Here is a 13,637-nt window from a genome sequence, read left to right as displayed (position 1 = left end):
GTCAGGATGGAAGATAAATTTTTTTTCTTTCTGAACTATCCCAAAACTAAATTAGTTGTATATACACGTAATAAGAATAATAAAAACCAACATTATTTATGAATAACACACAGCCGCTTTTGAAGCCTATTCAAGTAGGAGATTTGTCCCTTAAGAATCGAGTTTGGATGGCCCCCATGACTAGGAGCCGTGCCGCAAATCCAGAAAACAAAGTTTTTGAACTTCACGAAGAATATTATAGACAGCGCGCTTCGGCTGGCTTAATTATCACAGAAGGCTCCCAGGTTTCTCCGATGGCCGTTGGGTACATCAATACTCCAGGAATTTATTCTCAGGCACAAACTGAAGCATGGAAAGGGGTGACAAACGCAGTCCATGAGGAAGGGGGACATATATTTATACAGCTATGGCATGTGGGCAGAATGTCCCATCCTGATTTTCATGGAGGAGAATTACCACTTTCAGCCTCTGCTACCAATCCAAATTCAAAATCTTACACTCCTCAGGGATTCAAGGATACGGTCACTGCCAAAGAAATGACCTTGGAAGAAATTAAGCAGACCATTGCTGATTTTAAAAATGGGGCCAAAAACGCCATGGAAGCCGGCTTTGACGGCGTGGAAATCCACTCTTCAAACGGCTATTTATTTCACCAGTTTTTCAATGGGACTTCCAATCACCGAACTGACCAATATGGTGGAAGCATTGAAAACAGAGCTCGAATCTTATTTGAAGTGATCGATGCGATAAAGGAAGTAATGCCTGAAAACCGGATCGGTGTCAGATTGAATCCGTCACTTCACGGTGTCTTTGGAATGACCTTGGATGAGCAAACCATCCCAACATTTGACTATATCATTGATAAACTGAACGAGTACAACCTTGCCTACTTGCACCTTTCGGAGCCTTTTACCGATGTAAGTGAAATTCCTTTTGCTGAGCCAAACATTGCAAAACGGTATCGTCCTATTTACAAAGGCGTTTTGGTGATTAACAATGGATTTGACCAGGAAAAAGGGAATCAGGTAATAAAGGAAGGCTTGGCTGACGCTGTCGCTTTTGGCAAACCGTTTATTTCCAACCCTGACCTGCCTGAAAGATTTGCCCATCATGCACCTCTGACTGAATGGGACTCAACTACCTTCTATACGCCAGGAGAAAAAGGTTTTACAGATTACCCAAGTCTCGAGGAAGCGAAAGTTGGTTAATTCACTCAAAGGGGCTGTTTATTGAATAGCCCCTTTTCTTTACCTTTAAAATATGTGTCTAGTCGCTTTTTCCTGGAAAACCCACGAGGAGTTCCCACTGATCATCAGTGCAAACCGGGATGAATTTTTTGACCGTCCCACTGCAGCACTTCACCGGTGGGAGAACGGAGTAATAGCCGGCAAGGACCTTAAAGGAGGAGGTACTTGGATGGGATTTACTCCTGATGGAAAATGGGCCTTACTTACCAATTACAGGGACTTCAATAGCCTCAGAAAAGGAGAAATCAGCAGGGGAAAACTGGTTCAGAACTTCCTTGAGGGGGATTTTTCACCCGAAGTCTATTTGAAGACTATTTTCATGGAAAAAGAACGGTATGAAGGATTTAATCTTTTGGTTTCTGATGGAGAAAAGCTGTTTTACCTGAGCAATTATGCTGACCAAATTCAGGAAATCCAACCGGGGATTCACGGACTAAGCAATGGATTGATCAATGATCCTTGGCCTAAGGTTGAGTTGGCGAAAAGTCAATTGAGGAATGTCCTAGCTTCAGAAATTGATGAAGTGAATCTGCTTGGAATTTTGAAATCAAGCGAAACACATCCCTATGAGATCCTGCCCAGAACTGGCGCCACTGAGGCGATGGAAATCAAACTTTCGGCCCAATTGATCCGAATGGAACCGAACTATGGAACTGTTTCTGCAGCAGCAGTCATTCAAAACCAGAAAGGCGAAACTACCATCCGGGAGCGGACTTTTCAATGGACTCCATCCCAATACACAGACAGAAGGATTCACTTTCAAACCTATAAACATTAATTATTCATGGAAAAGATTTTTGATCTGATCATTATTGGAGGTGGGCCTATTGGTCTTGCATGTGGAATTGAAGCCCAACATAACGGATTGGACTACTTGATCCTGGAAAAAGGTGCCCTGACCAATTCCATCTACAACTATCCGGTCAACATGACCTTTTTTTCCACTTCAGACCGACTGGAAATGGCCGGTATTCCCTTTATGTCAGTCGGGGCAAAACCTACTCGAACCGAAGCCCTTGAATACTATCGAAGGATTTTCTTTCATTTCAAACTGAAAGTCAACCTGTATGAGGCTGTTCAAACGCTTAAGAAAGAAGTCGACCTATTTGAGATCAATACTACTAAGGGCCAATACCGATCCCGAAAAATCGTGTTGGCTACAGGCTTTTATGATCTACCTAACCTGATGAATGTACCGGGTGAAAACCTTCCAAAGGTGCTTCATTATTACAAGGAACCCTGGCCGTTTATCAATCAAAAAGTGTTGGTGGTTGGCGGTGCAAATTCTGCTGTAGATGCAGCTTTGGAAACCTGGAGAAAAGGAGCCGAAGTTAGTATGGTCTTGCTGGGTGACGAGGTAGACGAAAACGTCAAGTACTGGGTTCGTCCAGACATCATGAACCGAATTAAGGAAGGTTCGATCAAAGCATTTACCCGATCAAAGGTGAAAGAAATCCGCGAAAAAGAGGTAATCCTTGAAACTCCAGACGGTGAAACAATCATCCCCAATGACTGGGTATTGGCCATGACAGGTTATAAACCTAATTTTTCGCTACTGGATCAGCTCGGAGTGGAGTTGAGCCTTGACGAAAAGCGGCAACCCTGTTACAATCAGACCAATCAGGAATCCAATGTGCCCGGAGTTTACTTGGCAGGTGTGGTTTGCGGAGGACTTAACACCCGGGAGTTTTTTATTGAAAACAGCATTATTCATGCAGAGTCAATCGTCAGAGACATTGTCCAAAAACTTACTCATAACTAGGCTGCTAAAAATTCCAATAAAAAAACCGGCCTGAGCCGGTTTTCAATTTTTAGGATTTCAAACTATAGTTTGGTGCTTCTCGGGTTACACTCACATCGTGCGGGTGCGATTCCTTGACACCTGCTGTTGTGATCTTAACGAATTTACCGTTTCTCTGAAGATCCTCAATGGTTTTGGTACCGCAATAACCCATTCCGGCCTGCAGACCACCAACCAACTGATATAAAACCTCCGAAACCATTCCTTTGTATGGAACACGCCCTACGATGCCTTCCGGCACCAACTTTTTGATATTGTCCTCAGCGTCTTGGAAGTATCGGTCTTTTGAGCCGGACTCCATAGCTTCCAAAGAGCCCATTCCCCGATAGGTCTTGAATTTTCTTCCTTCATATATGATCATTTCGCCCGGTGCTTCTTCTGTACCAGCTAAAAGGGAACCGATCATGATGGAACTTCCGCCTGCTGCGATGGCTTTTACCAAATCGCCGGAATAGCGGATACCTCCATCTGCAATAACCGGAACCCCTCGGTCTTTCAGTGCCTCTGCACATTCAAACACTGCTGAAAGCTGGGGAACGCCTACACCGGCAATCACCCGGGTAGTACAAATCGATCCTGGACCAACACCCACTTTGACCGCATCTGCCCCTGCATCAGCAAGGGCTATTGCCGCCTCAGGGGTGGCAATATTTCCGACAATAACTTCCAAATCAGGAAAGGCTGCTTTGATCTTTTTGCAAGTTTCAATCACTCCCTTTGAATGTCCATGAGCTGTGTCAATTGATACCACATCCACACCCGCATTTTTCAAAGCCTCCACTCGCTCTACGATATCAGCAGTGACACCAACTGCAGCACCTACACGAAGGCGGCCGTATTCGTCCTTACAGGCATAGGGTTTATCTCTCCTTTTAAGAATATCCTTGTAGGTGATTAGTCCTGTAAGCTTATATTCTTCATCCACGATGGGAAGCTTCTCGATTTTATATTCCTGGAGGATTTCTTCAGCTTGTTCCAAAGAAATTCCGGATTTGGCGGTGATCAGATTGTCTTTGGTCATGATCTCCCGAATCAATCGATTTTGATCCTTGATAAATCTCAAGTCGCGATTGGTGATGATTCCTTTCAGTACCTTTTCTCCGTCTACAACCGGAATGCCCCCAATATGATATTCGCGCATGATGGTTTCTGCATCCCGCACTTTTGAATCAATATGAAGCGTAATCGGATCCAGAATCATCCCCGCCTGAGACCGCTTTACTTTCCGTACCTGGGCAGCTTGCTTCTCGATAGACATGTTCTTATGAATAAATCCAAGTCCACCTTCTAGGGCAATCGCAATAGCCAATTCAGCTTCAGTTACCGTATCCATTGCTGCGGATACCAGTGGAATATTCAGTCTGATTTTTTTGGTGAGTTGGGTCGAAGTGTTTGTCTCGCGAGGGAGCACTTCTGAATAACCCGGAACAAGAAGCACATCATCATAGGTGAGTGCTTCGTAGAGGAACTTCGAGGAGTTTCGATTCATGGCAAATATTGGTTATAGGTAACCCTATTTGCCCGCCAAAGTTACACACAAAAACCAATGCCATCCCAGCGAAAAACAAAAATTAATGTCGATTTGAAGTTATTCTGGAAAGGATTTTAAAATAAGTTTTGGTAATGGGGCGTCAAAACCATTCCGCTATTCCCTTTCCCTGAAGAGCCATCCAAAATGTCCCAAAGCTCAAAAGAAAATAAACCAAACCAAACGTAAGAACTTTCTTCGGGTCATTTCTAAGAAATAGCCAAGCCACTATCGGAAGAACCTGTAAAGCATGAAGCCCTAAGAAATGGAAAATTCGAAGATCTCCATATTCTTTTGCCCAGCCCAAAAACGGCAATCCCTCCTGACCATCCACTGCTCCAATGGTATGCTTTAAATTAACAGACATGACAAAACCTTCGAATCCGGCGACCAAAAAAATCAGCAAACCTAGTCTGATGCCCATAAGATATCCAGGAGGCAAATCATTGATTTTTCTGAATCTTAGGAAAACTAAAATCACCAAGACAGAATTCAGAACAATGGCAACTCCCATAATCTGGAAAAGAATCCCATCAAAAAGGCTCGAAATATTAAAATGAGAAAGCTTCCCAAGTGATGCCTGATAAGTGATGATCACAAGCTCTATTAACATCAAGATCCAAATCCCCCAACTGATTCGTTTTACAAAATTCCGATTCTGAAGGTATTCCATCAACCATCCTATAGTCCAAAAATATATTCCGACCGAAAAGAAAAACTTGGCTGGTTTGGTCCAAACATAAGCACCTTGAAGCTCTCGGGGATCTACCAAGGGAAGGAAAATCAAAAGGACCCCCAAGAGAAAACAAAAACCTCCTGACTTGGCAAGGAGCATATTTCGATTCTGAAGCTCTGTGTACCAGCTTCTAAGCATATGGGTCTTGGGGGAATTTTCTAAGGTATCCGACACGAATCAAGACATAAAGCAAAAGACCCGTAGGTCCAAGCATAAAGGTCAGCAAAAGACAAGGCAATAAAATCCAGCGATTGATTCCTCTTTTGTCTGCATCGCTGCAAATCCACATTCCGACAAAAAGATCAAACACCAGGTAATGAATCCAGCCTGCAAGGACGGCTTCATCTTTGGAAAAGAGGAGTTTTACATTGGCCAGAGTGTCAAATCCTCCCGGCGAATCGCCTCCTATTCCCTGTAGAATGAAAATGAGGTAAACTACTGCCATTCCGGTGAAAACAAATGAAAAAAGCGCCCGGTAAACCCAGCGCTTTTGATAGAGCACAAACAATAATATCCAGCACAAAAATGCTGTTGAATTTGCGATCGAAAAAATCAGTTCCAGGTTCATTTCAAGTATCTATTCTCTGAAAATAAAAATAACCTGCTGATTTTTAGATTAATGCAACGTTAAATTTTCAGATTCGGCTATTTTTTGATCAATCGGGCAATATAAAAACCGTCAAATCCGCTTTCTTGTGCTAGGACTTTTTTGTCCTCTATCAATTCAAAGTCCTTCCCCGCATCGCTTTCTAGGAATTTTTTCACCTGAAGCTCATTTTCGGAAGGTAAAATGCTGCATGTTGCATAGACCATTTGTCCCCCCTTTTTCAGCATGGAAGGATAGGATTGAAGAATTTCCTGCTGGGTTTGGTGGACCTTATCTATAGACTCGGGGCTGAGTTTCCATTTGGTATCCGGGTTTCTTCTCAATACGCCCAAGCCGGAACAAGGCACATCCAAAAGCAGTCGGTCTGCTGATTCCTTGAGCCTTTTGATCGTTTTGGTGCCTTCAATGACCCGAGGCTCGATAATTGAAACTCCATCTCGGCGTGCTCGAAGCTTGGTTTGTTGAAGTTTCCATTCCTCCACATCCATGGAAAGGATTTTCCCTTTGTTTTCCATCAAAGCCGCCAAGTGAAGAGATTTTCCTCCGGCACCTGCACAGGCATCGATTACCCTCATTCCAGGTTCTACCGCCAAAGAGGAAGCGACCAACTGAGAACTGGCATCCTGTACTTCAAATAATCCTTCTTTAAATGCAGGATGACGAAAAACATTTTGTCGCTCTTCCAAAACCAAAGCATCCGGATAGCCTTTGACTACATAGGTATTTATCCCATCCTCAGCCAGTTGATTTTTTAGTCTTTCCCTTGTTGTTTTTAGCGTATTGACACGAAGTACTACTTCAGCCTCCTCATTAAGGGCATGAATTTCTTTCTCCCACAATCCGCCCAATTCTTTTTCTCCCAGTTTTTGCAACCAGTCCGGAATAGATTCCAAAAGTGCCGGATCATGAATGGATTCGTATTTTCCCTTTAGTTTGTCAGGATTGATTCTTGCAAATTCCTCCCACTCCGGAAGGGGATTTCCTTGCATCAGCCAATAGGTCCCAAAAAGATCCCAATAATCCTTCGATGGGCTCAAATAATTAATAAGTCTCCACCAGCGCACCATTTCGTAGGTAGTCTCTGCTATAAATGAACGATCACGCGCACCCCACTTCGGGTTGGATTTAAGGGTTCGCTCGATGACTTTATCAGCATATTGCCCCTCTTCAAAAATTGCCTGAAGGGCTGTATGTACGCCTCGGATGGTGTTATTATGTAACTTCATGTGGGGAAAATTCTTGCACAAAGGTAAGGGGAATATCTTGGAGGATGGCTTTCCTGAATTTTTCTGCCAAAAAAGAGCAATCCCAATTACCTTTGCGCATGTCAATTTCATATCAGGAACTCTCTCGAAAAATGGCCAAGGAACTCTTGCCTCATTATTCTGAGGTAGAGGCAGCCACCTTGGTAGATTGGCTTTTGGAGCATCATCTCGGAATGAGAAGAGTGGACATGATGCATTTTTTGGAGGAAAAGGATCTACCCAAAGACCTTAAGACTGATTTTGATCGATTGAAAACCGGGGAACCGATTCAATATATTTTAGGTCATGGGCCATTTTATGGTAGGGATTTTAAGGTAAGTCCAGACACCCTTATACCAAGAAACGAAACCGAAGAACTCGTTCATTTGATCATCAAGGAAAATCCACAAGCTGAATTGGTGATTTTGGACGTCGGAACCGGTACAGGATGCATTCCAATCACCTTGAAACTGGAGTTGAATAATCCAAAAGTATTCGGACTCGACGTGTCAGAGGAAGCTCTTGCGGTTTCGATTGAAAATGCAAATACTCTCCATGCGGAGGTAAAATTTCTGAAGTGCGATATTCTTAAGGAAATCCCAGATTTGCCCCCTTTGGATATTATAGTAAGTAATCCTCCATACATTCCGCTTAAAGAAAAAACAGAAATGCACCGGAATGTGGTGGATTTTGAGCCAGAATTGGCACTTTTTGTTCCCAATGAAGATCCGTTGATTTTTTATAAGGAGATCGCAGAAAAAGGAAAAAAACTATTGAAGTCCACCGGTAAAATATACTTTGAAATCAATGAGCGCCTTGGCCCACTTGTGGTAGAATTACTCCAAACACTGGATTATCAAAAAGTAAGATTGATCAAGGACCTCAATGGTAAGGATCGAATCGTAGCTGCTCAGATTACCGGACAAAGTGCCAAAGCCTGATTTGGTGTAAAGAATTTTTCAACAGGTCCATTCCAAAATTAAATTCAGAAAAATTAGTCGCCTTATGAAAAACACCCTTGCAAATGACTTATCCCTCTTGATCATCCGACTGGGTTCGGGCGGGATGATGCTTACTCATGGATTGCCAAAGATCAACCGGTTTTTTGGTGATGGCCCGGTCAAGTTTTCAGATCCATTTGGATTGGGCCCTGAGATTTCTCTGGCTTTGGCGATTTTCGCTGAAGTAGTTTGCGCCACATTGGTGATGGTTGGCTTCAAAGTAAGACTCACCACAATTCCCTTGATGGCTACTATGCTAACCGCAGCATTTTACGCCCATTGGGATGATCCGTTTGTCAAAAAAGAACTTCCTCTGCTTTACTTTCTAGTCTTCCTAAGCATTTTAATTTTAGGGCCCGGCAAGTATTCGATTGACTCCTTAAAAAAACTGTAAAGCAGTCATAATTTCTATTATAGATAAATTTCAACAGAGAATAGAAAACAAGTTAATTTTTCATTCACAAGCCAAATCTGCTTTTTGAATACAAAAATATTGGTGTTCCCAACAGAAAATACCCAGTACTGGGTATTTTGAATAACATCCAGATTCTTAGCTTTGTCGTATATGCGAAGTATGAGCAGGATTAGGATTTTTGGCATGAAAAGGAATGAAAACCCAACTTTTTTGGAAGATTCATCGGGAAATTTTCTTGACGGCCTGATAAAAGGAGAAAACTCCAAGCCTAAATCTGGAACTTCTTTTCAAGTTATAAACCTCGACTTGCCACTGAACCGGTGTAGTGTTTGCATTAATGCAAAGAAAAAAAGGTACTTGGTTAAGCTGTATCTTAAAAAATCAGAAGTAAAAAACAATAGGATTTTACAACTCCGAAAGGAAAAACTTGAGAAATACAGAATCAATTACATGCCACTATGCTCAGATGAGGATTGGGAAATGATGGCTGCTTTTTATGCTAAAAAGTCGGAATAACTTCACAACTTTTCTCAGGCCTGAATAAATTCAGGAGAACGATTTTTTGAATTTATTGCCAGCATTACATGAGTAAAAAGTTAATGATTGGCTAATCAAAACACCTGCTAACTTCCTATTGGAAAATAAAAAAGCCTTACACTGTTCATGTAAGGCCCTTCTTGTAGCGGGAACAGGACTCGAACCTGTGACCTTCGGGTTATGAGCCCGACGAGCTACCAACTGCTCCATCCCGCGATATTGTGATGCAAAGGTAAGGACAAACTCTCCAAAATCAAGTACCTTTGCAAAAAAATTATAAAAAATGCTCCCGCAAACTCATAAAGCCGGATTTGTAAACATTGTGGGTAAGCCCAATGTAGGCAAGTCCACACTCATGAATTACCTTGTGGGTGAGCGGCTTTCCATTGTTTCTTCTAAAGCCCAGACCACGCGCCATCGAATCCTTGGTCTGATCAATACTGATGACTACCAGATTGTATTTTCGGATACCCCGGGGATGCTAAAGCCAAAGTATGAACTCCATAAAAGTATGATGGGGTTTGTCAATCTTTCTTTGGAAGATGCCGATGTAATCGTTTTTGTGACGGATCTCTTTGAGAATGATGAGGAAATCGAAGAAGTAATTACCAAGATTAACGAATCCGGGGTACCGGTTCTACTAGTAATCAATAAGATAGACCTAGCGAAAGAGGGCCAATTGGAAGAGGTGACCAAGTACTGGACTTCCAGAATCAAATCCGAAACAGTAATCCCAATTTCCGCACAGGAAAAATTCAATACCGAACGTATCCTTCAGGAAATAGTCGACAGACTGCCTGTTCACCCACCTTTTTATGACAAGGAGGAACTAACTGACCGGCCTGAACGGTTCTTTGCCTCCGAGATCATCCGTGAGAAGATTTTTACCAATTACAAAAAAGAGATCCCTTACAGCACCGAAGTAGGTATTGAGGATTTTCATGAAGACGAGAAAATCATCAGAATTCGGGCGACAATTTTCTGCGAACGAAACAGCCAAAAAGGCATCATCATTGGTGACCAAGGCAAAATGCTGAAGAAAGTTGGGATTGAAGCGAGAGAGGAATTGGAGAAATTTTTCGGAAAAAAGGTCTTTCTGGAAACCTTCGTAAAAGTTGAACAGGACTGGAGGAAAAATAAATTGAAACTTAAAAAATTTGGGTACGACCCATCCTGATTATGGCAAATATAGTAGCAATTGTAGGTAGACCAAACGTGGGTAAATCCACGCTTTTCAACCGACTGGTAGAGGAGAGAAAGGCTATCGAAGACAATATGAGTGGGGTCACCCGTGACCGTCACTATGGTCATGCCCAATGGTCAGGTAAATTTTTCTCAGTCATCGACACTGGTGGATATGTTACTGGCTCAGATGATGTTTTTGAGGCAGAAATACGAAAACAAGTTAAACTCGCAATTGAAGAAGCCGATGTAATCCTTTTTGTGGTGGACTGTATTGACGGACTGACCGATTTGGATATGGAGTTTGCCAATGAACTCAGAAGCTCCAAAAAGCCAATTTACATAGTAGCCAACAAGGCCGACAATAGGGAAAAGGCCATGATGGCTCATGAGTTTTACTCTTTGGGAATCAGTGATTTCGAAATATTCCCAATTGCAGCTGTGAGTGGAAGCGGAACAGGAGATCTTCTGGATCAAGTAATCACACATTTTAAAGATGAAGGTGAAGAAGATCCTGATGCTGGTATCCCAAAAATATCCATACTTGGCCGCCCTAACGTTGGAAAGTCCTCTTTTCTAAATGCCCTTTTGGGTCAGGAAAGGTCTATCGTTACGGATGAGGCCGGCACGACAAGGGATGCTATTCACACCCGGTATAAACTTTTTGGTCAGGATTTCATCATCACCGACACTGCCGGAATCCGAAAGAAAGCCAAGGTAAAGGAAGATGTCGAATTTTACTCTGTTATGAGATCACTCAGAACATTGGAAGAATCCGATGTCGTGATTGTCATGGTAGATGCCACTCGAGGTCTCGAGGCCCAAGACATCAACCTAATCAGCTTGGCTATCAAAAATAACAAAGGGGTAATGATCATGGTGAATAAATGGGATATGATCGAAAAAGATCATAAAACCATGAATAAAATTAAGGAGGACATGCTTGACCGATTGGGTGAAAACAAATGGATCCCAATCATTTTCACCTCAGTGATTGAAAAACAGCGCATATTCCAAGCTATCGAGCTAGCGGTGAAGGTCTATGAAAATAAAACCCGAAGAGTTCCAACTTCCAAATTGAACGATGTCCTTCTGCAGGAAATTGAAAAATATCCTCCTCCTGCTTGGAAAGGAAAGTACATCAAGATCAAATACGTGACTCAATTACCAACCAAAAATCCGGTATTTGCCTTCTTTTGTAACCTTCCTCAATACATCAAGGATCCCTACACCAGATATCTTGAAAATAGAATTCGTGAAAACTTTGATTTCGAGGGGGTTTCGGTAAAAATTGTTTACAAAAACAAATAAAAAATATTTGATCACCACTTGCACAATTACAAATAATACTAGTACCTTTGCACCGTAATTAAGAAAACCATAACAAATGAAAAAGGTATTTGCAATTTTCGCAATCGCTGGCTTGATCGCTACATCTTCTTGCGGTAGCAAGTCTACTGAAGAAGCTACTACTGTTGATTCTACAACTGTAGTTGAAGAAACTCCTGTTGTTGAAGAGGCTCCAGTTGTTGACTCTGCAGCTGTTGCTGCTGACTCTACTGCTGCTACTCCAGCTCAGTAATTGATCCGAAAAAGGAAAAATTAAGAGTCCCGGTTTCGGGACTCTTTTTTTATTTTTAGGCCAGATGAATTCCCCAGATCAACTTAGGTCAATTTTCCAAATCCATTTGCCCCAAACCGCAATCCCATATTGCATTAGTCTTTGGCAAAAAATTCCATTTTCTTTTAAAGTGCTTAGGCCTAGAACATCCAAACTAGGAGATTTTCGGTATCGAAAGGACCGGAAAATTCAGACAATTACTATTAATGCGGATTTAAACCCTTTTCAATTTTTGCTTACCTACATTCATGAAGTGGCGCATTTGCATGCTTTTGAAAAGTATGGAACAACGCATTCTCCTCATGGAAAGGAATGGAAAAAAGAGTTTCAAATCTTGATGGAGCCAGTTTTGATTGACTCGGTTTTCCCAAAGGACATCCTGATCCCTTTAAGATCTCACATGAGGAATCCATCTGCCAGCTCGGCTCGGGATCTATTCCTTATGAAGGAAATGAGCAAATATGATACGCCAACTCTTTCTAACGAAGAAGAAATTTTTCTCTCAGATTTGATGCCCGGCAGTCAGTTCACTCTTTCAGGAAGAAAATTCAAAAAGGGAGAAACTCGCCGCACTCGAGTGCTTTGTGAGGAAGTGGACTCCGGACGAAAATACCTCGTATCAAGGCTGGCGAAAGTCAAACCACTTTAAATCTTTTTTATTCCCGTTCTTCCCCGATTTGATTTTCTGGTTGGGAGAAATCCTTGGGCTGTGGCAAATCCTGAATGGAATTGATCCCAAAGTATTCCATAAATTTTGCTGAAGTACCATAGATTAGCGGCTTTCCCACCCCATCAGATTTCCCTTTGATCTCAATGAGTTCCTTTTCCAAAAGCTTCTGAACGGAATAATCGCTATTAACTCCACGGATTTGTTCTACTTCACTTTTGGTTATCGGCTGCTTGTAGGCAATTATTGAAAGGGTTTCCAGCTGGGCTGTCGACAATCTTTTTTGAGATTGCTGCCTTAGGAGAATACTGATACTGATCTGATAGGCAGGCTTGGTCAAAAATTGATACCCTCCTCCCAGGTGCTCCAAGGAAAACGAAAAATCTTCTTGATTGTACTTTTTCCTTAAATCATAAATAGCCGACTCAAGGTGGTCAAGTGGTACCTCTGCACCAAACATCTCATTGAGGCATTTTGAAATTTCACTTACCGGAAGGGGTTCCGGCGAACAAAAAATCAACGCCTCAATATGACGATGCAGAAAGTCCACCCTTACTTTTTAGCAAGTTTAGCCTCAATGGAATGCATGGTGTGTGGGACAGCCTTCAATCTTTCTTTTGAAATCAATTTCCCCGTATCCACACAGATGCCATAAGTACCATTTTTGATCCGGATCAGCGCATTTTCAAGATTAGCGACAAACTTTTGCTGGCGGGCAGCAAGTTGACTCATACTCTCACGCTCGAGGGTATCGGCACCGTCTTCCAAAAGCTTTGAGGTAGAGGCAGTGTAATCAGTCCCGCTGTCATTTTTTTTACTCAGGGTCTCTTTCAATGAATGAAGTTCTTCTTTAGCAATTGCAAGTTTCTGAAGGATGATTTCTTCAAATTCTTTCAATTCGTCCTGAGAATATGCGGTTTTCTCTTCCTGGCTCATGGTAAAAGATGGGTTAAAATAAAGTACTGGGATTGATTTTAAAGGATTCGATCTCTAAAATACGGTGGACTTTGATAATTGCAAAAATTAAAAAAATATGGATTATGAAATGGTT

General features: G+C 42.1%; 15 protein-coding genes and 1 tRNA gene. 9 read left to right on the top strand and 7 right to left on the bottom strand.

Translation table 11 applies throughout. The features are described 5' to 3' along the window. Positions 1-98: 98 nt before the first annotated feature. Genes D0X99_RS03290 through D0X99_RS03280 form a run of 3 tightly spaced genes read left to right on the top strand, consistent with a single transcriptional unit; the run spans position 99 to position 3,009 of the window. The gene (locus D0X99_RS03290; RefSeq protein ID WP_119476198.1) at positions 99-1,208 is read left to right on the top strand and encodes an alkene reductase; all 1,110 of its coding nucleotides are present in this window, start codon (positions 99-101) and stop codon (positions 1,206-1,208) included. A gap of 52 nt (positions 1,209-1,260) precedes the next feature. Continuing rightward, positions 1,261-2,025 carry an NRDE family protein gene (locus tag D0X99_RS03285; RefSeq protein ID WP_119476197.1) on the top strand — a complete coding sequence of 255 codons (765 nt, stop codon included), beginning with the start codon at positions 1,261-1,263 and terminating at the stop codon, positions 2,023-2,025. A 6-nt stretch (positions 2,026-2,031) separates the two neighbouring features. Further along, the gene (locus D0X99_RS03280) at positions 2,032-3,009 is read left to right on the top strand and encodes a YpdA family putative bacillithiol disulfide reductase (protein WP_119476196.1); all 978 of its coding nucleotides are present in this window, start codon (positions 2,032-2,034) and stop codon (positions 3,007-3,009) included. Positions 3,010-3,058: 49 nt separating this feature from the next. Here the strand turns inward: D0X99_RS03280 and guaB are convergent, their stop codons facing one another. The 4 genes from guaB to D0X99_RS03260 all read right to left on the bottom strand — a co-directional run bounded on the left by guaB (position 3,059) and on the right by D0X99_RS03260 (position 7,145). Beyond that, positions 3,059-4,537 (bottom strand): IMP dehydrogenase, encoded by a 1,479-nt coding sequence (gene guaB, locus D0X99_RS03275; protein ID WP_119476195.1) that lies wholly within the window; start codon positions 4,535-4,537, stop codon positions 3,059-3,061. 142 nt (positions 4,538-4,679) lie between these two features. Then, a complete protein-coding gene (locus D0X99_RS03270) occupies positions 4,680-5,450 on the bottom strand; it encodes a hypothetical protein (RefSeq protein WP_119476194.1) in 771 nt (256 codons plus the stop codon). Continuing rightward, positions 5,443-5,880 (bottom strand): ABA4-like family protein, encoded by a 438-nt coding sequence (locus D0X99_RS03265; RefSeq protein ID WP_119476193.1) that lies wholly within the window; start codon positions 5,878-5,880, stop codon positions 5,443-5,445. Before D0X99_RS03265 ends, D0X99_RS03270 begins: the two co-directional genes overlap by 8 nt. 77 nt (positions 5,881-5,957) lie before the next feature. Next, positions 5,958-7,145: an RsmB/NOP family class I SAM-dependent RNA methyltransferase gene (locus D0X99_RS03260; protein ID WP_119476192.1), complete on the bottom strand. Its 1,188-nt coding sequence runs from the start codon at positions 7,143-7,145 to the stop codon at positions 5,958-5,960. A 98-nt stretch (positions 7,146-7,243) separates the two neighbouring features. On the opposite strand from D0X99_RS03260, the gene prmC reads away from it, so the two are divergent. Both prmC and D0X99_RS03250 read left to right on the top strand, forming a co-directional pair. Then, entirely contained in the window at positions 7,244-8,104 is an 861-nt protein-coding gene (gene prmC, locus D0X99_RS03255; protein ID WP_119476191.1) for a peptide chain release factor N(5)-glutamine methyltransferase, read from the top strand. A gap of 64 nt (positions 8,105-8,168) precedes the next feature. Further along, on the top strand, positions 8,169-8,558 hold the full coding sequence (locus tag D0X99_RS03250) for a DoxX family protein (RefSeq protein ID WP_119476190.1): 390 nt from the start codon (positions 8,169-8,171) through the stop codon (positions 8,556-8,558). 701 nt (positions 8,559-9,259) lie between these two features. On the opposite strand, the gene D0X99_RS03235 is transcribed toward D0X99_RS03250, so the two are convergent. Beyond that, positions 9,260-9,332 (bottom strand) — tRNA-Met (locus D0X99_RS03235). 67 nt (positions 9,333-9,399) lie between these two features. Between D0X99_RS03235 and era the strand changes: the two genes are divergently transcribed. From era to D0X99_RS03215, 4 genes are all read left to right on the top strand, one after another. After that, positions 9,400-10,293 carry a GTPase Era gene (gene era, locus D0X99_RS03230; RefSeq protein ID WP_119476187.1) on the top strand — a complete coding sequence of 298 codons (894 nt, stop codon included), beginning with the start codon at positions 9,400-9,402 and terminating at the stop codon, positions 10,291-10,293. 2 nt (positions 10,294-10,295) lie between these two features. Further along, positions 10,296-11,609 carry a ribosome biogenesis GTPase Der gene (gene der / locus D0X99_RS03225; RefSeq protein WP_119476186.1) on the top strand — a complete coding sequence of 438 codons (1,314 nt, stop codon included), beginning with the start codon at positions 10,296-10,298 and terminating at the stop codon, positions 11,607-11,609. Between the two features lie 76 nt (positions 11,610-11,685). After that, a complete protein-coding gene (locus D0X99_RS03220; RefSeq protein ID WP_119476185.1) occupies positions 11,686-11,880 on the top strand; it encodes a PG1828 family lipoprotein in 195 nt (64 codons plus the stop codon). Between the two features lie 64 nt (positions 11,881-11,944). Continuing rightward, positions 11,945-12,568 carry a SprT-like domain-containing protein gene (locus D0X99_RS03215; RefSeq protein ID WP_119476184.1) on the top strand — a complete coding sequence of 208 codons (624 nt, stop codon included), beginning with the start codon at positions 11,945-11,947 and terminating at the stop codon, positions 12,566-12,568. Between the two features lie 7 nt (positions 12,569-12,575). On the opposite strand, the gene scpB is transcribed toward D0X99_RS03215, so the two are convergent. Further along, positions 12,576-13,136 carry an SMC-Scp complex subunit ScpB gene (gene scpB, locus D0X99_RS03210; protein WP_119476183.1) on the bottom strand — a complete coding sequence of 187 codons (561 nt, stop codon included), beginning with the start codon at positions 13,134-13,136 and terminating at the stop codon, positions 12,576-12,578. 2 nt (positions 13,137-13,138) lie between these two features. Then, positions 13,139-13,522 carry a TraR/DksA family transcriptional regulator gene (locus D0X99_RS03205; RefSeq protein WP_119476182.1) on the bottom strand — a complete coding sequence of 128 codons (384 nt, stop codon included), beginning with the start codon at positions 13,520-13,522 and terminating at the stop codon, positions 13,139-13,141. Between the last annotated feature and the right edge of the window lie 115 nt (positions 13,523-13,637).

The organism is Algoriphagus lacus (assembly GCF_003583985.1).
Lineage (GTDB): Bacteria > Bacteroidota > Bacteroidia > Cytophagales > Cyclobacteriaceae > Algoriphagus > Algoriphagus lacus.
The sequence above is the reverse complement of the archived record's forward strand: the minus strand, read 5'-3'. Positions and strand labels throughout refer to the sequence as shown.